Consider the following 20,770-nt stretch of genomic DNA (forward strand, 5'->3'; position numbering starts at 1 on the left):
TGTTGGAGTTCCATCTTCGGTGCCCTCTGAATCCCGATTATCGGCAACTGTTTCCGAGTCCCTATCGTCCGGGAGCATCTGGATGGCTTCGATGAGACTAGCGTGGTATCGCCAGCAGGGACGGCATCGTGGGCCCGCGACGTTGTGAGGCGCATTGAGGATCCGTTCGCAGAGCCATTGGTAGGCCAGTCATGCAAGGCGCTTTCCGCGCTGGAGGAAGCAAACGCGTTGAAGTATTGGGGCCCACCGAGGTAGTTCCCCGGCCGGATCAATAATCCCTAGCTGCCCCCTAGATCTTGGCGTCCCGCCCCTCCCAGTACGGGTCGCGCAGCTTGCGCTTGTACAGCTTGCCGTTGGGGTCGCGGGGCATCTCGGCGATGTAGTCGATCGACTTGGGCAGCTTGAACTTCGCCAGCCGCGCCGCCGCGTACTCCATCAGCTCGGCGGTCAGCGCGTCATCGCCCACCACGCCGTCGGCCGGCTGCACGACGGCCTTGATCGCCTCGCCCCAGTCCTCGTCGGGCACCCCGAACACCGCGACGTCGAGCACCTTCGGGTGAATGATCAGCTCGTTCTCGATTTCGGCCGGGTAGACGTTGACCCCGCCGGAGATGATCATGTTGGTCTTGCGGTCCTGCAGGTACAGGTAGCCGTCCTCGTCGAGATAGCCGACGTCGCCGACGGTGAACAGGTCACCGGCGCGGTTTTCGGCGGTCTTCTTTTCGTCATTGTGGTAGGCGAAGGTGGAGCCGCCCATCTGCATGTAGACGGTGCCGACCTCACCGGCCGGCAGCTCGTTGCCGTCGTCGTCGAGCACCTTGACCACCGAATACGGCCAGGCCTTGCCCACCGAACCGGGGTGGGTCAGCCACTCGGCGCCGCTGATCTTGGTGCCGCCGCCCTCGGTGGCGGCGTAGTACTCGGTGATCACCGGACCCCACCAGTCCAACATCTGACGCTTGACCTCGGGCGGACACGGCGCAGCGCCGTGGATGATGTTGCGCAACGAGGACACGTCGTAGCGCTCGCGCACCTCGGCGGGCAGCGCCAAAAGCCGACGGAATTGGGTCGGCACCATGTGACTGTGGGTGACCTTATGCTCGGCGATCAGCGCCAGCATCTCTTCAGGGTCCCACTTGTCCATCAGCACCACCTTGTGGCCCAGCTGGATGGAGATCGATGAGAAGTTCAGCACCGCAGTGTGATACAGCGGCGAACCACAGATGTGTACGTGGTTGTCGAACGGCAACAGGTCATAGAGCGCGAAGAACCCGGCCGAGGCGACCGGAACCGCGTCGGGGTCTGCGCCGGTCAGCGGGCGCTTGACGCCCTTGGGCTTACCGGTGGTACCGGAGGTGTAGAGCATCGCGGCGCCCATGGTGCGCACGTCGGGCCGGGTCGCTGGCTCGTCGGCGCCCAAAGCGGACAGCGGGGTGAACCCCTCGATGTCTCCGACGGCGAACCGCCCCTGCGCGGGCAGGCCGGACTCGTCCGCGGCGATCTTGGACGCCTCAGCGAAACGCTCATGAGCGACAACAACTTTCGCGCCACTGTCGGAAAGGATGTAGCCGATCTCCGGACCGGTCAGGTGCCAGTTGATGGCCACGATGTAGAGCCCGGTCTGCATGGCGGCGAAGTACACCGCGAGCGTGTCGACGATGTTCGGCAGCACCATCACCAGCACGTCGCCGGGCTCCAGACCCATCGCCTGCAGGCCGCGGCCGTAGCGGTCGGCGCGAGCAGCCAGTTCCCCGTAGGTCAGCTGACCACCGTGGACGTCGACCACGGCGACGGCGTCGGGGGTGTCACGGGCAATGTTCCACAGGCCGGCTTCACTCATTCGGCCAATCTAGAACGCGTTCTAGTCTGCCCGCAAGGTGGGACCAGCGCCGCGCGCCGAACCGAACTAAACCAGCGAGGCCAGCTGCTGAATCTGCTCGGCGCTGCGTCCGGTGACCACCATCGTGGTGACGCCGGCGGCCTCCCACACCTTGATCTGCTTACGGACGTAGTCGACGTCGCCCACGATCGCGGCGTCGTCCACCAGCTCGTCGGGGATGATCTCGCCGGCTTTGTCCTTTTGTCCGCTGCGGAACAACTTGGTCACGTCGTCGACAACCTCGCCGTAGCCCATCCGGCGGTAGACCTCGGCGTGGAAGTTGGTGTCCTCGGAACCCATGCCGCCCATGTAGAGCGCCAGGTAGGGCTTCATCGCCGCGAACGCCGCGGCACGGTCGGAGGTGATGACGATATTGGCCGTCGCGCAGATCTCGAAGTCTTCGCGGGTGCGCCGCGCTCCGGGCCGCGCGAAGCCCTCGTCGAGCCATTCGTTGTACATGTCGGCCAGCCGCGGGGCGTAGAAGATCGGCAGCCAGCCGTCGGCGATCTCGGCGGCCAGCGCGATGTTCTTCGGGCCTTCGGCGCCGAGCATCACCGGGATGTCGGCCCGACGCGGGTGGGTGATCGGCTTGAGCGCCTTACCGAGCCCGGTGCTGCCCTCACCGCTGATCGGCAGCGGGTAGTGCGGGCCGGCGCTGGTCACCGGGGCGTCGCGGGCCCACACCTGACGCAGGATGTCGATGTACTCGCGGGTGCGGGCCAGTGGTTTGCCGAAGCGCTGGCCGTACCAGCCCTCCACCACCTGCGGCCCGGAGACACCCAGGCCCAGGATGTGGCGGCCACCGGAGAGGTGGTCCAACGTCAAGGCGGCCATCGCGCAGGCCGTGGGGGTGCGTGCCGACAGCTGCACCACCGAGGTGCCCAGCCGAACCCGTGACGTCGACGAGCCCCACCAGGCCAGCGGTGTGTAGGCGTCCGAACCCCATGCCTCGGCGGTGAAAACCGAGTCGAAGCCTGAGCCCTCGGCCGCGGCGACCAGTTCAGCGTGGTTGGTCGGCGGCTGCGCGCCCCAATATCCGAGTTGCAGTCCCAGCTTCATCCTTGGCTCCTCGCTTGCCTGCTTGCCACCATTGTTAGAACCTGTTCTACTCGATGCCGTGACTGCCAGCCAAAGCAACCGCGCGCAGATCGATGAGCATGAGCCACCCCTCTCTGCGCCGCTGAAGTTGTCCTTCGACTACACACGTTCAGTCGGCCCCGTTCTCGGCGCGTTCTTCACCGCGCTGCGTGAGCGCCGCATCGTCGGCGTACGTGGTTCCGACGGTCGGGTGTACGTGCCGCCGGCCGAGTATGACCCGGTCAGCTACGCACCGCTCACCGAGATCGTACCGGTGGCCAGTGTCGGGACCGTGGTGTCGTGGTCTTGGCAGCCGGCCCCGCTGGAGGGCCAACCGCTGGACACCCCATTCGCCTGGGCGCTGATCAAACTTGACGGTGCCGACGTGCCGTTGCTACACGCGGTGGCGGCCGAAAGCCCCGACGCCATCAGCACCGGCACACGGGTGCACGCGCACTGGGCCGACGAAACCGTCGGCGCCATCACCGATATCGCCTACTTCGCGATCGGCGAGGAGGCCGAGCCGGTAGCCGACACCACCGACGAGCGGGACCCGGTCACCATGGTGGTGGTTCCGACCAGCATCGAGATCCAGCACAGTGCCTCGCGCCCGGAGAGCGCTTACCTGCTGGCACTGCAGGAAGGCAAGCTGCTCGGCGCCCGTACCGGCGAAACCGGCAAGGTGTATTTCCCTGCGCGCGAAGCCGACCCAGCCACCGGCTTGCAATTGGACAACTTCGTCGAGCTGCCCGACAAGGGCACGGTGACCACGTTCGCCATCATCAACATCCCGTTCGCCGGGCAGCGCATCAAGCCGCCGTACGTGGCCGCCTATGTGCTGCTCGACGGCGCCGACATCCCCTTCCTGCACTTGGTGTCTGACATCGACGCACACGAGGTGCGGATGGGTATGCGCGTCGAGGCGGTGTGGAAGCCCCGCGAGGAGTGGGGTCTGGGCATCGACAACATCGAATACTTCCGGCCCACCGGCGAACCGGACGCCGACTACGACACCTACAAACACCACCTGTGAGGGGCAGCATGACGCAACGCGATGTCGCGGTGGTGGGCTTCGCCCACGCCCCGCACGTTCGCCGCACCGACGGCACCACCAACGGCGTCGAGATGTTGATGCCGTGTTTCGCTCAGTTGTACTCCGAGCTGGGAATTGCCCAGACCGACATCGGCTTCTGGTGCTCCGGTTCCTCGGACTACCTTGCCGGACGGGCCTTCTCGTTCATCTCGGCGATCGACTCGATCGGCGCGGTTCCGCCGATCAACGAGTCGCATGTGGAGATGGACGGTGCGTGGGCGCTGTATGAGGCCTACATCAAGGTGTTGACCGGCGAAGTCGACACCGCGCTGGCCTACGGCTTCGGCAAGTCCTCGGCCGGCCAGCTGCGCCGGATCCTGGCCCTGCAGACCGACCCCTATACCGTCGCGCCGCTGTGGCCGGACTCGGTCTCGATCGCAGCACTGCAGGCCCGGCTCGGCTTGGACGGCGGCCAGTGGACGCCCGAGCAGATGGCCCGGGTGGCGCTGGACTCGTTCGCGGTCACCGACCGGGTGGATTCGGTGGAGTCATCCGCCAACCTCGACGAACTGCTGGAGCGGCCGTTCTTCGCCGACCCGCTGCGCCGGCACGACATCGCGCCGATCACCGACGGCGCCGCCGCGATCGTCCTGGCCGCCGGCGACAAGGCCCGCGAACTGTGCGAAAACCCCGCCTGGATCACCGGTTTCGAGCACCGTATTGAGTCGCCGGTGCTGGGCAGCCGGGATCTGACCCGCTCCCCGTCGACCACCGTCTCGACGCGCGCCGCCACCGGTGATGACATGCCCGCGGTGGACGTCGCCGAGATCCACGCGCCGTTCACCCATCAGCATCTGATCCTGACCGAGGCGATGCGGTTGCCGTCGAAGACGAAGGTGAACCCGTCCGGTGGTGCCCTGGCGGCCAATCCGATGTTCGTCGCGGGCCTGGAGCGCATCGGCTTTGCGGCCCAACACATCTTCAATGGTTCGGCGGGTCGGGTGCTGGCGCATGCCACCAGCGGCCCAGCGCTGCAACAGAACCTGGTCGCGGTGATGGAAGGACGCAACTGATGGGCCAACTCGCTGCGGTGCTGGGCACCGGGCAGACCAAGTACGTCGCCAAGCGCCAGGACGTCTCGATGAACGGCCTGGTGCGTGAGGCCATCGACCGCGCGCTGGCCGATTCGGGCTCCACGTTCGACGACATCGACGCGGTGGTGGTCGGTAAGGCACCGGACTTCTTCGAGGGCGTGATGATGCCCGAGTTGTTCATGGCCGATGCCGTGGGCGCCACCGGCAAGCCGCTGATCCGGGTGCACACCGCCGGTTCGGTGGGTGGGTCGACCGCGGTCGTGGCGGCCAGCCTGGTGAAGTCCGGCAAGTACCGGCGAGTGCTGGCGATGGCCTGGGAGAAGCAGTCGGAGTCCAACGCTATGTGGGCGCTGAGCATCCCGGTGCCGTTCACCAAGCCGGTCGGGGCCGGCGCCGGCGGCTATTTCGCCCCGCACGTGCGTGCCTACATCCGCCGTTCCGGAGCGCCGAACGACATCGGCGCGATGGTCGCGGTCAAGGACCGGCTCAACGGCGCCCGCAACCCGCTGGCGCACCTACACCAGCCCGACATCACCGTGGAGAAGGTGATGGCGTCCCAGATGCTGTGGGACCCCATCCGTTTCGACGAGACCTGCCCGTCCTCGGACGGTGCCTGCGCGATCGTGATCGGAGACGAGGCCGCCGCACAGGCCCGGATCGACGCGGGCGAGCCGGTGGCCTGGATCCACGCCACAGCGCTGCGCACCGAGCCGTTGGCGTACTCCGGGCGCGACCAGGTCAATCCGCAGGCCGGCCGGGACGCCGCTGCCGCGCTGTGGAAGGAAGCCGGGATCACCAGCCCGATCGACGAGATCGACGCCGCGGAGATCTACGTGCCGTTCTCCTGGTTCGAGCCGATGTGGCTGGAGAACCTGGGCTTCGCGGCGCCCGGTGAGGGTTGGAAGCTCACCCAGGCCGGCGAGACCGCGATCGGCGGGAAGCTGCCGGTGAACGCCTCGGGCGGGGTGCTGTCGTCCAACCCGATCGGTGCATCCGGCATGATCCGGTTCGCCGAGTCGGCGATCCAGGTGATGGGCAAGGCCGGCGACCACCAGGTGCCGAACGCCCGTAAAGCGCTGGGCCACGCTTACGGCGGCGGCTCGCAGTACTACTCGATGTGGGTGGTCTCCGCTGACAAGCCAGCCGACAAGCCCGCCAACTGAGAGGACGACCCGCATGAACGCAGATCACCCCGCCCACGTCGCCGGTAAGCGCTCCCGTGACGCGGTGGCAGCCCGCGACAAGGAAGCCTGGCTGGCCAACTTCGCCGACGACGCGATCGTGCAAGACCCGATCGGGCCGTCGCACTTCGACCCGGAAGGCAAGGGTCACCGCGGCCGTGACGAGATCTCGGCGTTCTGGGACAAGGCGATCGCCCCGACCGACAAGATCGAATTCAACTTCTCCGACACCTTCCAGTGCGGCGATGAAGAGGCCAACACCGGCAACATCACCATCACCATGGGCGGCCACCAGATCGTCACCGAGGGTGTGTTCACCTACCGGGCCAACGAAAAGGGTGAACTGGTCGCGCTGCGGGCCTACTGGGAACTGGACCGGGCTGCGGCGACGGCGAAGCCGGTTTGATCAGTCCAGCGCCAGCACGTCCCGCAGCGCCTCATCGACGGCCTGCATCTCCCCTGTAGCGAGCCGTCCAACGAACTCTCCGTGACACTGCTGCGGATCGATCACGGTGAGCTGCTCGACCGTCACACGCGTTCTGGTGCCGTCGATCTCGATCTCCGGCCGAAACGATGCCGCACGCCGGCCCGTCGACGTCGGCGCGACAACCCACGTGGACAGCGGCAGATCGTCGGACTGTACGACGACCGCGTAGCGGGGACCAGACCGCTCATGACCATGGACGTTCTTGGGCGCCTCCAGGCGATACAGGTCACCACGCACGGATGGGTTAGACAAGCCCCACAGGCTGGCCGAATGATTGAAATTCAGCCACCGTCGCGCCGGCCGACTCGAAAAGCTCGCCAATTTTTTTGACATCATCGGGCGTAACCGGTGCCTTAATTGCCTTCTCATACGCGCAAGATTGGGCAATCACAGCCGCTTCAATGCCGCAGCCGAATTCCGATTCTGCGCCATATAATCCGGATTTATCTCCATAGTTATACGGGACACCTGCAGTGTAGAGGCCATCTCTGGTCATAAAGCTACTCGGCGATACATCTTTTCCGACGACCCAGACAACTTTCCCGCCTCGCTCCTCAACCTGTGGACGATGAAAAGAACCCGGCTGACTATCATCGATGATAACCTTCCCGCTCAAGTCAATTGGCCGCCCGAGGCGTTGCTCTTCTGCGCAAAGATCAATTACAGATGTGATCGCCGAGACAATAATATTTGAAGCCTCAAGCACATCGATCACGCCGTCGTGGATCTGGACATTTAGGGTCGATTCATCGTCCAAAATATCGCGTAATCTACTAACCCGCGTATCAAAAGTATGGATCCTCACATCGGGAAGTACATGCCGTATTGTTGATATGGTTGACCAGCCGATAGATCCGGCTCCACCAATTACGCCTATCACACCGTCGAATTTTGCACCGATCGAAGGAACTTCGAGAACTTTCCGTACGGTCTCCGCAATTAAATGCACCGTACCACCATGGCCTGTAGTTGTGGTCCGCTGGTCAGCACCTTCTATTCCAGTCAGAAGGCTTCCGAATTTTGTAATCTGCGGCAACAGCGCTCCGAGCCCTATGACTGATGCACCCAGTCCATGGTGTGAAAACCTTACAGACGCTTCGAGCGCTTTATACCCGACCGCCAAACGGTCGGCCTCGTTCACGATGTCGACATTCATGTCTTGATACAACGGAGCTATGACGAGCGCTCCCCGCTCTGCAGCCTTATCGCTTCTCGTGTATGTATCAGAGATGAACGGGGGCAATCCAAATTGACTACGCATACGCATCTCCGGCGAGACGTAGAAATTACTTGTCGCGAGCGGAAAATGATAACGGGATTCGCTTTCATATTCATCGTTATCTGCTTTGTGCGCACGCCTTGTGACCATAAATACACGCTCGACACTTTCGATGCCAGATGTACCATTAAAGTTCCTATAGATATCGTCAATAAGAGCCGCACCCGTTTCATATGCGCGGTGAACGAAGACAGGATCAGCGTCTGTCTCGGCCAAAATCGCATCTCGCAATTGAACCATGCGAAAATGGGAAGCCTTCTCCGAAAACTCGCAGAAGTCGGGCACTCCCGTCCAAGGACCGCCCAGAGACTGAAGATGTCGATCGAGTTGCAAGCTCTGACTTGTCATATACGCTCCTTTATTACATGAGTTATCGCAGCCGTGATGACAGTCGCGGATAGCATCGCGGCATGCTTTTTACCAAGCTCGTTTCCGGCAGCTAGGAATTTTGCGTGGAGCAATTGGTACGAAGGCGTCGACTTCCGTTCCGATTTCCTCGCTTTTTCCGTCGGACCTCAGCGAAACCGCAAAGACGCTGTCGATCGGGCCACCCGGGACATCCTCGACCGGCGCCGTATACGCCCGGAACGCCGCCTCGGCGAATCGACAACTGCCCTCGTAGGCATCGTGAACGGCACCGGGGTGTGAATTGGTCGTCGTGGTTATCGGATCATCAAGTTGCCCGAATACCCGTCGGGGAACCATCTGCCCGTAGTCACGCGGTCCTACCAAGACCCGCCCTTGGACTCCAAACAGGCCGCCAACGCGGCACGTTCTTGGGAGTGCGCATGTTGCTATGAACTCCTCATTTGTCCCGCACGATCATTCGATCTCTGGGTCATCACGCCGGAGTGGCGGCGAATTGTCTTCCGCTGCAACAATTCCCGCGATGCCATCACTGAGTAGCGCCACCCCCCTCAGCACATGCATGTACAGCCTCAGCCCGAAGTCGCGAATATCAAGCCACGGAAACACGCCACCCCCTCGCCCGGCATGCGAGACAGACGAGCCGCGTCACGCGGTTCCCTACTGCTGGCCCCGCGCCTGGCGCAGCTGATGTGCGCGAATCTCGGCCTCTTCGGCCGCAACGCGCTTCTTCTCCGCACGCTTCTTGACGTCTTGGTAGATGAAGGCCCCGCTTGCAAACAGCCCGAGAACGGCGAGCACATAGAAGATGGCCGAGCCGGTGCCCATACCGATTAGGAAGAGAAAGAGACTCCCCGGGATCAGTAGGGCGGCCTGCGCCCGCGTCTTGTCTTTCCGTGAAAACTGCGGGTCCAGTAAGCCCATGGCTTGATTTCTCCTCTTCAGGTAGTCAACAGTCGTCTAGAGATGCCGAAAAGTGCACTGCGGTCCTGAGGCTAACACGAACCGCCATCTATAGATGGTCGACCTGGCGGATTGGCCTCGGCATGTTTCGGGGGTGCCAGAGTCCGCCATTGAACGCGAGCTGGCCGAGGCTCTGGGTCGGACATTGGCGGAATTGCGCCAAGAGCGAGGCTTGACACAGGAGACTGTCGCCGAGGCCGCGGGGATCAGCCGCAACCACTACCAACTGTTGGAATACGGACTAGGCAAACGCGACGGGCGAAAGCCCGCGAACCCACGCCTGTCGACACTGGTCGCGCTCAGCGAAGTCCTCGGCACCACGGTGCCTGCGTTGATCAACACGGTATTCCGGTCAAGCGCAGAACACCGCCAGACTGAAAGCTAGCGGGAAATCCCCACTGCCCCAGGCGATGCGGTCACAAGCCTGACCGCTCGGCCGCCCATGCAGCTCACTCCGGCGTAACCGGCTCCATGCCTTCGCGGTAACGCTGCGCGAGATCCCGGTAGTACGGCGGATTGGCGTTAATCCACACCTCGGCGCCGGTTCCCGCAATCGGGCCCTTGACCACGGCGGGTGAGCCGGTCACCAGTACTCCGTCGGGGATCTTGGTCCCGGCGAGCACCATCGCGCCGGCCGCGACCAGGGTGCGGCTGCCGATCACCGCGCCGTCGAGCACGGTGGCGTGGTTGCCGATCAGCGCCTCTGCACCGATGTTGGCCCCGTGAATCAGACACATGTGGGCGATCGTCGCCCCCGGGCCGATGTCCACCGGCACCCCCGGCGGCACGTGCAGCACCGAGCCGTCCTGCACGTTGGCACCCTCGCGCACCACGATGGGGGCGTCGTCGGCACGCAAGATGGCGCCGAACCACACGGAGGCCCCGGCTTCGATGGTGACGTCACCGATCAGCGTGGCGGTGGGAGCGACGAAGGCGGTGGGGTCGATCCGGGGCGAGCGACCATTGAAGGAGAACAGCTGCATCGTCCACATATACCAGGGACCAAAGACCCCGAACCAGCAGGGTTTATTGCGCAAACAGGTGTCAAAACTGTAACGTGTTCTAGTTAGAAGCAGAGGGTTGGAGGCAACAGGTGAGCACTGACAACGCCGAGGTCGGCGTCCGCCACATCGATACCGGCACGCTGCCGGATCGCTACGCCCGGGGCTGGCACTGCCTGGGCCCGGTGAAGGACTTCCGGGACGGCAAGCCGCACTCCATCCACGCGTTCGGCGCCAAACTGGTGGTGTTCGCCGACTCGCGCGGTGACCTGCACGTGCTCGACGCCTACTGCCGCCACATGGGCGGCGACCTGAGCCGCGGCGAGATCAAGGGCGACGAGGTCGCCTGCCCGTTCCACGACTGGCGTTGGGGCGGCGACGGCCGCTGCAAGCTGGTGCCCTACTCCAAGCGGACTCCGCGGGTTGCCCGCACCCAGTCCTTCCCGACCGACGTGCGCGGCGGGCTGCTGTTCATCTACAACGACCCGGAGGGCAACCCGCCGCCGGACGAGGTGCGGATCCCGGAGATCCCGGAGTGGTCCAGCGGCGAGTGGACCGACTGGCGCTGGAACTCCATGGTGATCGACTCCAACTGCCGCGACATCATCGACAACGTCACCGACTTCGCGCACTTCTTCTACATCCACTACGGCCTGCCCACCTCGTTCAAGAACGTCTTCGAGGGCCATATCGCCTCGCAGTACCTGCACAATGTCGGGCGTTCCGACGTTCCCGGGCTGGGCACCAGCTACGGCGGTTCGGAATTGGACTCCGAGGCTTCCTACTTCGGTCCGTCGTTCATGATCAACTGGCTGCACAACAGCTACAACGGTTTCAAGGCCGAGTCCATCCTGATCAACTGCCACTACCCGATCAGCCAGGACCAGTTCCGGCTGATGTGGGGCGTGATCGTGCAGAAGCCCAAGGGCCTCGACGACGCGACGACCGAGAAGATCGCCGACGCCATGACCGACGGCGTCAGCAAGGGCTTCCTGCAGGACGTCGAGATCTGGACGCACAAGAGCCGCATCGAGAACCCGCTGCTGGTCGAGGAAGACGGGGCGGTCTACCAGCTGCGCCGCTGGTACTCGCAGTTCTACGTCGACGCCGCCGACGTCACCCCGGAGATGACCGATCGCTTTGAGATCGAGATCGACGCGACGGTGGCCAACGAGAAGTGGAACGCCGAAGTCGCCGAGAACCTGCGGGTACAGGCCGAGGAAAAGCAGGCAGCGAAAGCCGCCGAAACCGTTAACGCAGAGTAGGTCTGGCATCATGGCCCGCGAGGTTCCCGACGCCGGCGAGCTGGCCCGGTCCATGCTGATGTTCTACGGCCCGCACGACGACCACGGCGAGCACGGCGACTCCCCCGACGACGGGCCCGACACCCGCTACTCGCGGCAACCGCTGTTTCCGGTCGACCCGGAACGCTACGAGGCGATTCGTGCTGCGACCGAACGGGATACCGACCGCTATCTGCATTCGGGCCTGATGCCGGTGGAGTGTCGGCACTGCACCGCCACCGTCGAGGTGAAGAAGCTGGGCCCCGGATACACCTCGGTGCAATGGAATTCGGCAGCGGTCAAGCAGTGCGCGTACTTCGCCGCCGAACGCGAGGCCGGTCACACCAGCAGCCGTAGCCGCGGCTGCCCGAAGCTGGCGAAGAGCATTTCGCACGCGGTCGCCGAGGGCCACCTGGAGGAGCGATCCAGCGCTCCCCCACCCGGCGACGGCATCGACTGAGCCCCACCTACGCGAGCGTGCGTGTCCCCGGCCGCACGCTCGGCGTGTTGACCGGGGACACGCACGCTCGCGGGGAAAGACAGCCGGTCACAGGCCGGCGAAGCGCTCCCGGACCTGCTCGGCGGTCAACCCGTAATCGGCCAGCGAGTACTCGTGCTTGGGCGCGCGCGGGCCGGTCTTGCTGGCGGCGTAGTCGTCGGCCATGGCCTGGCGTGCCTCGTCGGAGAGCGGCAGGCCGAAGCGTTCGTAGATGCCGGCCGCGGTGGCCAGCGGGTCGGCGACGAACTCCTGATAATCGATGTCGCAGAACTGCGCCTGGTCATATTGGGCGCGTTGGGTGTTGAACAGCTCCAAGCCGCGGGCCCAGGTCTCCATCTCGTCGGCACCGATCTGCGCGCCGACGAAGGTGTTCGACTGTCCTTCGGTGGTGTGCTGGGCCAGTGAGCACATCGACGCCAGGATGGTCTCCACCGGCCGGTGGCACTGCACGATGAGCGCGTCGGGATAGACGGCCATGATCGCGTCCAGCGCGAACAGGTGACTGGGGTTCTTGAGCACCCACCGCTTGCCCGGGTCGTTGAGCCCGATCAGTTGCAGATTGCGGCGGTGCCGCCGGTACGCCGGGGTCCAGTCCTGCTCGGAGAGCCAGCGCGAATAGGTCGGCAGGTGCGCCAGCGTCTCGTAGGACACCGAGTGCAGCGACTGGCGCAGCAGCTGCCAGCACTCCTCCAAACCATCAGCGGTCATGAAGTGCAGCCCGGTGTAGTCCGGGTTCTCATCGTGGTGCCGGGCGAACTGCGCCTGCATCTGCTGGAAAACCGGGTTACTGTCCCAGGTTTCGCGTGGCGGCCGAGGCTGCGGGAACTCCGCCAGCCACATCTCCAACCCCTGGTGCGCCGGGTCGGCACCTAGCAGCCGGTGCAGCGCCGTTGTTCCCGTGCGGGGCAGCCCGGTGACGAAGACCGGCCGCTCGACGGCGATCTCGGTGTACTCGGGGTGCGCGTTCCAGCCGGCCTGCGACAACAGCCGGGCCACCAGCGCACCGCGCAGGAAGAACCGGTTCACCTTGCTGCCCAGCTCAGTGAGGTCGGCCTCGGTGCGGTAGGAGTCCAGCAGCACGCCGAGCGCTTCGCGGTAGTTGTCGTCGTCGGGGCCGAAGTCGTCCAGACCCACCATCTTGGTGGCCGAGGCGTGCAGATCCTCAACGGTGCCAACGTCAGTACGGGCGGTCATCAGTTGTGGTACTCCCCGCAGTTGACGTCGAGAACCTGGCCGCTGATGCCGCTGGCCAGATCACTGGCCAGGAACAGCACCGCCGATGCCACCTCGTCCTCGGTGGGCAGCCGCTTCAGGTCGGAGTTCGCGGCGGTAGCGGCGTAGATCTGCTCGACGGTGGTGCCGTACTTTCCGGCCTGGTGGGTGAAGTAGCTCTGCAAGGTGTCACCCCAGATGTAGCCGGGCGCAACGGAGTTGACTCGGATACCCTGCTCACCCAGTTCGGACGCCAACGACTGCGACATCGCCAGCAGCGCGGCTTTGGCCATCTTGTAGGCGCCGTACTTGGGCTGCGAGTGCCGGATCACCATCGAGTTCAAGTTGACGATCGAGCCGTTGGCCGCGGCCAAAGCCGGCGTGAAGCCCTGGGTCAGGCGCAGCGCGCCGAGCCCGCTGAGCTCGATGGCGTCGCGAATGTGCTGAAATGTGGTCTGCGCCAACGGCTTCATCGACGGCACCCGGAAGGCGTTGTTGATCAACACGTCGATGTGGTCGAACTCCGCTGAGGCCGCCTCAACCAGGTGCGCGACCTGGTCGTCATCGGTGATGTCGGCCGGGACCACCAGGGCGCGACGTCCGGCGGCCCTGACCTGCTTGGCCACCTCCTCAAGGCGATCAGCGCTGCGCGCGACCAGCACCAGGTCGGCGCCCTCGGCGGCGAACCGATTGGCCATCGTGCTGCCGAGGCCAGGCCCGACCCCGCTGATCACCACGACTTTGCCGTCCAGCATTCCGGTCATCTTCACCCCAGCATTCTGTTAGCGATTTGCTGCTGCCGCAGCGCGATACGCGCGCGCCAGTCTTCTTGGGAAATCTTGTTGTGGTCGTAGAACGGCAGTGCGGCCTGCACCGCGTCGACGTCGATGAGCTCGACGGTGGGGCCGTCCGCCTCGGTCAGCTGCCGCGACACCCGCTGCCAGCGGAACTGCAGGAAGCCGCGCCGATGTCCCAGGGTCTCGACCCAGTTGGTCACCCCGGGGTCGGTGTCGGAGACCACGATCCGGATCTTGCCGTCCGGATCGGCTTGCGCCTGAGTGCCGTTCAGCGAGGTCTGGTGGTTGATGTAGTCCAGCGAGATGTACCACAGGCTGCCCAACTGGAAACCCAGATACGGCGCATCCGTCACCGGCAGGGTGATGACCAGCGCCTGGCCGGGCTCAAGCTCGTAGTGCCCGGCCGACGAGTATTGGGTCGCCAGACCGCCCGGCGTGAGCCGCGGCGCCACCATGGTGTTGACCGGCAGATTGAGATAGAACCACTGCGGGAACGCCAGCCAGGTCTTGACCCGGTTGATCAGCTGCTTTCCCGCTGCCGCGTAACGCTTCTCGATCAGCTGACGGGTCAGCGGCGGCGGCGCGGTGCCTTCGGTGTCGGTCCGGGCGATCGAGAGCGTGCCACGACGGGCGGCCCAGTCGTTGTAGACCTCGCGGATCACCAGTTGCGCCGGCGTCTTCGGCTGGAAGCGCCAGGTGAAGGTGCCGTCGCCGGCCACATCGAGTTCGCGGTCGTCGAAGGCCGCCTCACTGGCCGGGACGTTGTCATCGGTGTATTCACCGCCGAGCAGTTGGAAACTCAGGTCGGTCGTGGTTCCCCGGGTGCCACGCACCACGTAGTCGTTGCCGGGGCGCACCACGGTGCCGAAGTACAGCGTGTCGGGGTTGTCCAACCCCATCTTGGTGAACGGCCCGGTGCCCGACAGCAGGAACGGGTGGTCGCGTTCGCTGTTGAAGGCGGCGTGCACACACGCCTCGACACCGCCTGCCAGGTATTGCAGGCCCTCGAGCAGGTCAGCCTCGGTCTCGATGTGCGGGGCCGCGGCAACCAGCTTCTCCGCCTCGGCGATCGCGGCCGAAAGGGGTTCGGAGTACATAGCTGCAGCACCTCTCAGATCATTTACCGGTCCAATATTGGATCGAGATGGTAGATATCTCGAACCGACTTTAGACGGTCGCGGTAGCATGCTGCAATGGCTGTGCCTGGAGCAGCGGCGTCCGAACAAACGCCAGACCAACAAGTCGCGCGGACGTCCCCGCCGACTGAGCGGGTGGTGATGATCCTGGACTTTCTGGCCCGCCACCCCGACCAAGGCTTCGGCCTCTCCGAACTGGCCCGCCGCACCGGGCTGGCCAAGCCCACCTGCCTGGGCATCGCCAACGCCCTGGCCGACGCCGGCTACCTGACCCGGGACGATCCCGACAAGACCTACCGGCTCGGGCCGGGCCTGATCTCGCTCGGCCGCGCCGCTCAGCAGGCGCTGCGGGTCGGCCCCGAGGCACGCGAGCAACTGCGACGGCTTTCCGCGGATTTCGCCACCTCCGTTGCGCTGAGCGCGGTGGTCGACGACCGGATCACGGTGCTGGAGCTGGTCGCGGCACCCAACGCGCATCTGGGCGTTCAGGCCGGCCAGAGTTATCCGTTCGCTCCGCCGGTCGGGTTGATGTTCGTGCTCTGGGACGACCATGCCTTGGCGGACTGGCTGGCCCGTCAGCCCACCATCCCGCTGCGGTCGGAGAGCGAGCGACTGCAGCGCGTCATCGACGAATGTCGCGCCGACGGCTACCTGGTCGAGCGACTGACACCGGGCGGCCAACGGCTCTACGGGTTGATGGCGGGCCTGTCCAGCGATCTGCCCGACGAGCTGCGGGCCCTGCTGGGCGAGCTGGTCTCCGATATCGGCGAGCGGGTGTATCTGCGTGGCGAAGCCGGCGGGCGGAGGCGCCACGACATCAGCGTGATCTCCGCACCGGTCTACGACCACCACCAACGCCAAGCGATGGTGGTGTCGCTGCACGCCCAGCGAGCACTGACCGACGCCGAGATCACCAAGTGGGCGCGCGGGCTGCTGCGGACCGCCGAAGCGCTCACCGCGCAACTCGGCGGAAGCAAGCCCGCACCGCTGTTAGGTTCGGCGCCATGACACTGTCGGTCGCCGAGAGACTAGAGCTGTCCGAGCTCGTGCACCGCTACGCCGGCTACGTCGACGCGCGACGATTCGATGAGGTGGCCGAATTGTTCACCGCCGACGCCGAACTGGTGCTGCCGGATCCGCCGCATCACCTGGAGCCGTGCGTGCGCCACCGCGGCCACGCCGGCGTGCGAGAAGCGATGTCGGCCCTGGGCGCGGTGACCCGCACCCACCACGGCATCGTCGGCGAGGTCTACACCGCCGCGACGGCTGACGTGGCGACCGGAGAGATCACCGGGGTCGCACATCATTGGATCGAGCACGGCGGCAAGCTGACCGACCACGTCTGGTACCTGCGCTACCGCGATGCCTATCACCGCGTCGGGCAGGGCTGGCGGATCGCGCAGCGTGCGCTGACCATCGACGCGATCGAGTCCCGATCGGCGCGCCAGGTGCGCTCATGACGTCAACCCAGAAGCCTCAGATCTCTTTTCAGCTGAAGACTTTCACCGACGACCCCGGCCACGACTGGGGCACCACCCTGGCGCTGGGCGCTGCGATGGACGCCGCGGGCGTGGATCGTGTCGTGGTCTCCGATCACGTGGTGTTCGGCGAGAACCCCGACGCCTACGCCGACCCCCGGCTCGGTGGCATCGCCGGCGGCCGCCAGCCGACCGGTCCCGACGGTCAGTGGCTGGACCCGGTGATCGTGCTGACCGCGCTGGCCGCAACCACCACCCGCATCCGCTTGGGCACTGCGGTGTTGCTGGCGGCACTGCGCCGACCGGCGGTACTGGCCAAGGAGCTGGCCACCCTGGACGTGCTGTCGGGAGGACGGCTGGATCTCGGCGTGGGCGTCGGCTGGCAGCGCGAGGAGTACGAGGCTGCCGGACTGCCGTTCGAGCGCCGCGGGCGACTCCTGGACCACACCCTGGAGGTGTGCCAGACCCTGTGGACTCGGCAGCGCAGTAGCTACGCGGCCCCGGAGTTGTCTTTCGAGAACATTCACCAGATGCCCAAACCCGTTACGCCCGGCGGGGTTCCGATCTGGGTGAGTGGCACCGTCAACGACGCGGTGGCGCGCCGGCTGGCCCGGTTCGGCTCCGGCTGGATCCCGTGGGGCCCTGCCATGCGCGACCCGGCCGGCGCCATCGCGGCCATGAAGGACCGCGTCGCCGCACTCGGCGGCGATCCGACCGGCCTGCAGGTGCTGGGCCACGCCACCACCGCCAAGAAGCCGGACGGCTCACTGGACACCGACGCCACCGCGGCCTCGGCACCGGCACTGGTAGCCGCCGGGGTCACCGATGTGCGGGTCACCTGCTCGCTGCCGAAGGACATCGGCCGGGCCACTGATCTGCTTCGCGAACTCGTCGAGGCGTTCCGCGCCGCAACCGGTTAAGGAGACATCGATGGAAAAGGTCATGATCGTCGCGCGGACAGCCGATTTCAGCGACCAATGGTGCCAGAAACTGCGCGGTCCGATCGCGGCGAAGCTGCTGGATCTGGGGCTGCCGGGCGTCGTGGTCAACGTACGCGACGAGCCGGTGCGCGATTCCATGATGACCCTGACGACGCTGGATCCGCCGGCAGCGGCCGTCATCAGCCTGTGGACCCAGCAGTACTACGGTGAAGCGACCCGCGCCGCCATCGCACTGATCGAAGCCGAATCTGATTCGGCGGCAGCGTATCTGGTGACCGAATCGATGCCCATGCCACCGCCGGATCTCGGCGAGGGCCGCCGCACCCGGGGTCTGGCCAATGTGGCGTTACTGCGCCGGCCGGCCGATTTGGACGAGGCGACCTGGCTGCACCGCTGGCACATCGACCACACCCAGGTCGCCATCGACACCCAGGCGACCTTCGGCTACACCCAGAATGTGGTGATCCGCCCGCTCACCGCGGACGCACCCCGCATCGACGCGATCGTCGAGGAGAACTTCCCCGACGAGGCGGTGTCAGACCCGTACGCGTTCTACGGCGCGGCCGACCAGGCCGACCTCACCGACCGGGTGAGCCGGATGATCGCCAGCGTCAGCGCGTTCGGCGCGCACCTGGACATCGACACGGTGCCCACCAGCCGCTATGTGTTCCGGTCGCCGTTCCTCACACACACTGCTGGGACAGCGTGATCAGGGCCTGCCGCACGTCGGGGTGCCGTTGCAGGTAGGACAGCACCGGATCCGGCGCTCCCGGGTCTTCCTGCTTCCCCCGATGCGACAGGTTGTTCTTGACGTCGGGATGCCGCTTCAAGTACGAGTCGACGGAGTTTCCGACGGTCTGGTCGCACTGCTGCGGCGCGGCGTTGGCCACCGGTGTCAGTACCCCGGCCACGCTCAGCAAGCCGACCGCGATCGCTCGAGTAATACCGCTCATCACTCGACGGTACCCGCGTTTCAGTTCGTGCTGGCCAGGGCGAACGGCAGGACCTGCGGCGCACCGGCAGCACGCAACACCCGGGCCGCCATCGTCAGCGTCCACCCGGTGTCGGTCACGTCGTCGACCAACAGCACCGGGCCGATATCCGCCGGTAGTTCCGCCGGCGGCAGCCAGCAACCCTGCAGGGCGGCGACCCGGTAGGCGGAGTTCGCGGCGGTCGCCGCCCTCCGCCCAGGCGCGTACCGCAAGGTGTCCAAGCGGGTCAGACGGCCCAGCTCGGCCAGCCGGTCGGTCAGCGAACCGATCAACACCGGGTGCGTCGCCGAATCCAGGCCCAGCACCGCGGTCGGCCGCTGCCGCCACTCCCAGCCGGCCAGCACACTCACGGCCGCGCGCACCACCTCCTCGGGCACCTCGCCGTCCGGCTCGTCGAGCAGCCGCCGCAGCCGCCCGCCCCAGCCCAGATCGGTGAGCCGGCCGATGACCCGGCCCGGCTCCGGCCCGTCGGTGATCCGGCCGGACAGTTCGACGCCGAGCTGCGCCAGGCCCGACGGCCACTGCCGCCGCGGCGTGATCTCCACGCCGGGACGCATCAGCCGCTCCCGGGTGGCCGCGGCAGCGGCGGGATCCACCGCGGCGTCAAACCGCGCCCCGGCGCAGTTGTCGCACCGCCCGCAACGCTCCCCCGCCTGCAGCTCGGGGTCATTGAGCTGGGCACGCAGGAAACTCATCCGGCAGCCGTCCGTGGCCTGGTAGTCCAGCATCGCCTGCTGCTCGGCCCGGCGCAGCTCATCGAGTTTGCGGTAACGCTGCTCGTCGTAGCTCCACTGGGCTCCGGTGCCCAGCCATCCGCCCTTGACTCGGCGCACCGCGCCGTCGACGTCGAGGACCTTGAGCACCATCTCCAACCGCGACCGGTTCAGGTCGACCCGGGCTTCCAGCGCCGGTGTCGACAGCGGCTGATCGGGCGACAGTTCGCCGATCACCTTGCGCACCAAGGACTCCGCGGGGAAGGCCAGTGATGCGAAGTAGCGCCAGATGTCTTGGTCCTCGGTGCCGGGCAGCAGGATCACCTCGGCGCTGGCGGTGGCGCGCCCGGCCCGACCGACCTGCTGGTAGTAGGCGATCGGGGAGGACGGCGCACCCAGGTGCACGACGAATCCCAGGTCTGGCTTGTCGAATCCCATGCCCAGCGCCGACGTGGCGATCAGCGCTTTGACCCGATTGGCCAGCAGATCGGCCTCGAGTTGCTCGCGATCGGCCGCGTCGGTCGAACCGGTGTAGGCGGCCACCGCGAACCCCTGAGCACGCAGGTCGGCGGCCACATCGTGGGCTTGGGCCACGGTGAGCGTGTAGACGATGCCGGAGCCGGGCAGCTGCTGAAGGTGCGCGCCGATCCAGGCGGCCCGCTGCGCCGGACCGCCGGCGGCCACCACCGACATCCGCAACGACTCGCGGTCCAGGCCACCGCGCAGCACCAGGGTGTCGCCACCGCCGACCCCGAGCTGGCCGGCGACATCGGCGACCACCCGGTCATTGGCGGTCGCCGTGGTCGCCAGGACCGGGATGTCGGCGCCGAGCTCGGCGATCAGGGTGCGGATACGCCGGTAGTCCGGCCGGAAATCATGCCCCCAGTCCGACACGCAGTGCGCCTCGTCGACCACGACCAGCCCGGCCCGGGCCGCCAGCGCCGGCAGCACCTCATCGCGGAAGTCGGGGTTATTGAGCCGCTCCGGGCTGACCAGCAGCACGTCCAGCTCGCCCGCGGTCACCCGGCGTTGCACGTCGACCCACTCGGTCACGTTGGACGAGTTGATGGTGGCCGCGTGCACGCCGGCCCGCTCCGCGGCCGCGACCTGGTTGCGCATCAACGCCAGCAGCGGCGAGACGATCACCGTCGGACCGTGCCCGCCCGCACGCAGCAGCTTCGCCGCGATGAAGTACACCGCAGACTTGCCCCAGCCGGTGCGCTGCACCACCAGTGCGCGGCGGCGCCCAACAACCAGCGCCTCGATCGCGGTCCACTGGTCGTCGCGCAGCAGCGCCTGCGGTCCGGCCAGCTGTTCCAGAATCGCCTGGGCGTCGGCGCGCGTCGAGCTCACAGCCCC

At 66.0% G+C, this 20,770-nt stretch carries 22 protein-coding genes; 11 read left to right on the plus strand and 11 right to left on the minus strand.

The window, feature by feature from the left end; all coding sequences use genetic code 11:
• Positions 1-289 precede the first annotated feature (289 nt).
• Together K3U94_RS20665 and K3U94_RS20670 are read right to left on the minus strand one after the other, a co-directional pair.
• Complete coding sequence (locus K3U94_RS20665; protein ID WP_220694856.1) at positions 290-1,840, minus strand: acyl-CoA synthetase; 1,551 nt, start codon at positions 1,838-1,840, stop codon at positions 290-292.
• A 66-nt stretch (positions 1,841-1,906) separates the two neighbouring features.
• Entirely contained in the window at positions 1,907-2,938 is a 1,032-nt protein-coding gene (locus K3U94_RS20670; RefSeq protein ID WP_220694857.1) for an LLM class F420-dependent oxidoreductase, read from the minus strand.
• A 58-nt stretch (positions 2,939-2,996) separates the two neighbouring features.
• Here K3U94_RS20670 and K3U94_RS20675 point away from each other — a divergent pair, with 58 nt between their 5' ends.
• From K3U94_RS20675 to K3U94_RS20690, 4 genes are read left to right on the plus strand one after another with little or no spacing between them, the layout of a single operon-like run.
• Positions 2,997-3,989 (plus strand): Zn-ribbon domain-containing OB-fold protein, encoded by a 993-nt coding sequence (locus K3U94_RS20675; RefSeq protein ID WP_047320571.1) that lies wholly within the window; start codon positions 2,997-2,999, stop codon positions 3,987-3,989.
• Between the two features lie 8 nt (positions 3,990-3,997).
• Entirely contained in the window at positions 3,998-5,062 is a 1,065-nt protein-coding gene (locus K3U94_RS20680) for a thiolase family protein (RefSeq protein ID WP_220694858.1), read from the plus strand.
• The gene (locus K3U94_RS20685; protein WP_220694859.1) at positions 5,062-6,246 is read left to right on the plus strand and encodes a thiolase family protein; all 1,185 of its coding nucleotides are present in this window, start codon (positions 5,062-5,064) and stop codon (positions 6,244-6,246) included. The genes K3U94_RS20680 and K3U94_RS20685 overlap by 1 nt, the downstream gene beginning before the upstream one ends.
• Positions 6,247-6,259: 13 nt before the next feature.
• Positions 6,260-6,670, plus strand: a complete 411-nt coding sequence (locus K3U94_RS20690; protein ID WP_220694860.1) for a nuclear transport factor 2 family protein — start codon at positions 6,260-6,262, stop codon at positions 6,668-6,670.
• On the opposite strand, the gene K3U94_RS20695 is transcribed toward K3U94_RS20690, so the two are convergent.
• The 3 genes from K3U94_RS20695 to K3U94_RS20705 form a co-directional block, all read right to left on the minus strand.
• On the minus strand, positions 6,671-7,003 hold the full coding sequence (locus K3U94_RS20695) for a type II toxin-antitoxin system PemK/MazF family toxin (RefSeq protein ID WP_230987254.1): 333 nt from the start codon (positions 7,001-7,003) through the stop codon (positions 6,671-6,673). It abuts the gene before it with no gap.
• On the minus strand, positions 6,996-8,378 hold the full coding sequence (locus K3U94_RS20700) for a hypothetical protein (RefSeq protein ID WP_220694861.1): 1,383 nt from the start codon (positions 8,376-8,378) through the stop codon (positions 6,996-6,998). Before K3U94_RS20700 ends, K3U94_RS20695 begins: the two co-directional genes overlap by 8 nt.
• 678 nt (positions 8,379-9,056) lie before the next feature.
• Positions 9,057-9,320 carry a hypothetical protein gene (locus tag K3U94_RS20705; RefSeq protein ID WP_047320575.1) on the minus strand — a complete coding sequence of 88 codons (264 nt, stop codon included), beginning with the start codon at positions 9,318-9,320 and terminating at the stop codon, positions 9,057-9,059.
• A 94-nt stretch (positions 9,321-9,414) separates the two neighbouring features.
• On the opposite strand from K3U94_RS20705, the gene K3U94_RS20710 reads away from it, so the two are divergent.
• A complete protein-coding gene (locus tag K3U94_RS20710; RefSeq protein WP_082134185.1) occupies positions 9,415-9,744 on the plus strand; it encodes a helix-turn-helix domain-containing protein in 330 nt (109 codons plus the stop codon).
• A gap of 64 nt (positions 9,745-9,808) precedes the next feature.
• On the opposite strand, the gene K3U94_RS20715 is transcribed toward K3U94_RS20710, so the two are convergent.
• Positions 9,809-10,342: a gamma carbonic anhydrase family protein gene (locus K3U94_RS20715; RefSeq protein ID WP_047320577.1), complete on the minus strand. Its 534-nt coding sequence runs from the start codon at positions 10,340-10,342 to the stop codon at positions 9,809-9,811.
• Positions 10,343-10,452: 110 nt separating this feature from the next.
• On the opposite strand from K3U94_RS20715, the gene K3U94_RS20720 reads away from it, so the two are divergent.
• Both K3U94_RS20720 and K3U94_RS20725 read left to right on the plus strand, forming a co-directional pair.
• Entirely contained in the window at positions 10,453-11,625 is a 1,173-nt protein-coding gene (locus tag K3U94_RS20720; protein ID WP_220694862.1) for a 3-ketosteroid-9-alpha-monooxygenase, oxygenase component, read from the plus strand.
• A gap of 10 nt (positions 11,626-11,635) precedes the next feature.
• On the plus strand, positions 11,636-12,103 hold the full coding sequence (locus tag K3U94_RS20725; protein WP_047320579.1) for a hypothetical protein: 468 nt from the start codon (positions 11,636-11,638) through the stop codon (positions 12,101-12,103).
• Between the two features lie 87 nt (positions 12,104-12,190).
• Here K3U94_RS20725 and K3U94_RS20730 read toward each other — a convergent pair whose 3' ends face one another.
• The 3 genes from K3U94_RS20730 to K3U94_RS20740 are packed head-to-tail and all read right to left on the minus strand — an operon-like array spanning position 12,191 to position 15,248.
• On the minus strand, positions 12,191-13,336 hold the full coding sequence (locus tag K3U94_RS20730) for a sulfotransferase family protein (RefSeq protein WP_220694863.1): 1,146 nt from the start codon (positions 13,334-13,336) through the stop codon (positions 12,191-12,193).
• Positions 13,336-14,118: an SDR family oxidoreductase gene (locus K3U94_RS20735; RefSeq protein ID WP_220696889.1), complete on the minus strand. Its 783-nt coding sequence runs from the start codon at positions 14,116-14,118 to the stop codon at positions 13,336-13,338. The genes K3U94_RS20730 and K3U94_RS20735 overlap by 1 nt, the downstream gene beginning before the upstream one ends.
• 2 nt (positions 14,119-14,120) lie before the next feature.
• Positions 14,121-15,248 carry a hypothetical protein gene (locus K3U94_RS20740; protein WP_220694864.1) on the minus strand — a complete coding sequence of 376 codons (1,128 nt, stop codon included), beginning with the start codon at positions 15,246-15,248 and terminating at the stop codon, positions 14,121-14,123.
• Positions 15,249-15,344: 96 nt separating this feature from the next.
• Here K3U94_RS20740 and K3U94_RS20745 point away from each other — a divergent pair, with 96 nt between their 5' ends.
• Genes K3U94_RS20745 through K3U94_RS20760 form a run of 4 tightly spaced genes read left to right on the plus strand, consistent with a single transcriptional unit; the run spans position 15,345 to position 18,415 of the window.
• Positions 15,345-16,295 carry an IclR family transcriptional regulator gene (locus K3U94_RS20745; protein ID WP_220694865.1) on the plus strand — a complete coding sequence of 317 codons (951 nt, stop codon included), beginning with the start codon at positions 15,345-15,347 and terminating at the stop codon, positions 16,293-16,295.
• On the plus strand, positions 16,292-16,747 hold the full coding sequence (locus tag K3U94_RS20750) for a nuclear transport factor 2 family protein (RefSeq protein ID WP_047320584.1): 456 nt from the start codon (positions 16,292-16,294) through the stop codon (positions 16,745-16,747). The genes K3U94_RS20745 and K3U94_RS20750 overlap by 4 nt, the downstream gene beginning before the upstream one ends.
• Positions 16,744-17,685 (plus strand): TIGR03619 family F420-dependent LLM class oxidoreductase, encoded by a 942-nt coding sequence (locus tag K3U94_RS20755; RefSeq protein ID WP_220694866.1) that lies wholly within the window; start codon positions 16,744-16,746, stop codon positions 17,683-17,685. The genes K3U94_RS20750 and K3U94_RS20755 overlap by 4 nt, the downstream gene beginning before the upstream one ends.
• A 10-nt stretch (positions 17,686-17,695) precedes the next feature.
• Positions 17,696-18,415: an EthD domain-containing protein gene (locus K3U94_RS20760; RefSeq protein ID WP_220694867.1), complete on the plus strand. Its 720-nt coding sequence runs from the start codon at positions 17,696-17,698 to the stop codon at positions 18,413-18,415.
• Here the strand turns inward: K3U94_RS20760 and K3U94_RS20765 are convergent.
• Together K3U94_RS20765 and K3U94_RS20770 are read right to left on the minus strand one after the other, a co-directional pair.
• Complete coding sequence (locus tag K3U94_RS20765; RefSeq protein WP_047320587.1) at positions 18,390-18,659, minus strand: heme-binding protein; 270 nt, start codon at positions 18,657-18,659, stop codon at positions 18,390-18,392. The genes K3U94_RS20760 and K3U94_RS20765 overlap by 26 nt on opposite strands.
• 20 nt (positions 18,660-18,679) lie before the next feature.
• Entirely contained in the window at positions 18,680-20,764 is a 2,085-nt protein-coding gene (locus K3U94_RS20770) for a RecQ family ATP-dependent DNA helicase (RefSeq protein ID WP_220694868.1), read from the minus strand.
• Between the last annotated feature and the right edge of the window lie 6 nt (positions 20,765-20,770).

It is taken from the genome of Mycolicibacter heraklionensis (genome assembly GCF_019645815.1).
Classification (GTDB): Bacteria; Actinomycetota; Actinomycetes; order Mycobacteriales; family Mycobacteriaceae; genus Mycobacterium; species Mycobacterium heraklionense.

What these genes read in the sequence shown, in the direction of transcription:
- K3U94_RS20665 (WP_220694856.1), bottom strand. Translation starts at nt 1,840, where the DNA reads ATGAGTGAAGCCGGCCTGTGGAACATTGCCCGTGACACCCCCGACGCC.
- K3U94_RS20670 (WP_220694857.1), bottom strand. Translation starts at nt 2,938, where the DNA reads ATGAAGCTGGGACTGCAACTCGGATATTGGGGCGCGCAGCCGCCGACC.
- K3U94_RS20680 (WP_220694858.1), top strand. Translation starts at nt 3,998, where the DNA reads ATGACGCAACGCGATGTCGCGGTGGTGGGCTTCGCCCACGCCCCGCAC.
- K3U94_RS20685 (WP_220694859.1), top strand. Translation starts at nt 5,062, where the DNA reads ATGGGCCAACTCGCTGCGGTGCTGGGCACCGGGCAGACCAAGTACGTC.
- K3U94_RS20690 (WP_220694860.1), top strand. Translation starts at nt 6,260, where the DNA reads ATGAACGCAGATCACCCCGCCCACGTCGCCGGTAAGCGCTCCCGTGAC.
- K3U94_RS20700 (WP_220694861.1), bottom strand. Translation starts at nt 8,378, where the DNA reads ATGACAAGTCAGAGCTTGCAACTCGATCGACATCTTCAGTCTCTGGGC.
- K3U94_RS20705 (WP_047320575.1), bottom strand. Translation starts at nt 9,320, where the DNA reads ATGGGCTTACTGGACCCGCAGTTTTCACGGAAAGACAAGACGCGGGCG.
- K3U94_RS20710 (WP_082134185.1), top strand. Translation starts at nt 9,415, where the DNA reads ATGGTCGACCTGGCGGATTGGCCTCGGCATGTTTCGGGGGTGCCAGAG.
- K3U94_RS20715 (WP_047320577.1), bottom strand. Translation starts at nt 10,342, where the DNA reads ATGCAGCTGTTCTCCTTCAATGGTCGCTCGCCCCGGATCGACCCCACC.
- K3U94_RS20725 (WP_047320579.1), top strand. Translation starts at nt 11,636, where the DNA reads ATGGCCCGCGAGGTTCCCGACGCCGGCGAGCTGGCCCGGTCCATGCTG.
- K3U94_RS20730 (WP_220694863.1), bottom strand. Translation starts at nt 13,336, where the DNA reads ATGACCGCCCGTACTGACGTTGGCACCGTTGAGGATCTGCACGCCTCG.
- K3U94_RS20735 (WP_220696889.1), bottom strand. Translation starts at nt 14,118, where the DNA reads ATGACCGGAATGCTGGACGGCAAAGTCGTGGTGATCAGCGGGGTCGGG.
- K3U94_RS20740 (WP_220694864.1), bottom strand. Translation starts at nt 15,248, where the DNA reads ATGTACTCCGAACCCCTTTCGGCCGCGATCGCCGAGGCGGAGAAGCTG.
- K3U94_RS20745 (WP_220694865.1), top strand. Translation starts at nt 15,345, where the DNA reads ATGGCTGTGCCTGGAGCAGCGGCGTCCGAACAAACGCCAGACCAACAA.
- K3U94_RS20750 (WP_047320584.1), top strand. Translation starts at nt 16,292, where the DNA reads ATGACACTGTCGGTCGCCGAGAGACTAGAGCTGTCCGAGCTCGTGCAC.
- K3U94_RS20755 (WP_220694866.1), top strand. Translation starts at nt 16,744, where the DNA reads ATGACGTCAACCCAGAAGCCTCAGATCTCTTTTCAGCTGAAGACTTTC.
- K3U94_RS20760 (WP_220694867.1), top strand. Translation starts at nt 17,696, where the DNA reads ATGGAAAAGGTCATGATCGTCGCGCGGACAGCCGATTTCAGCGACCAA.
- K3U94_RS20765 (WP_047320587.1), bottom strand. Translation starts at nt 18,659, where the DNA reads ATGAGCGGTATTACTCGAGCGATCGCGGTCGGCTTGCTGAGCGTGGCC.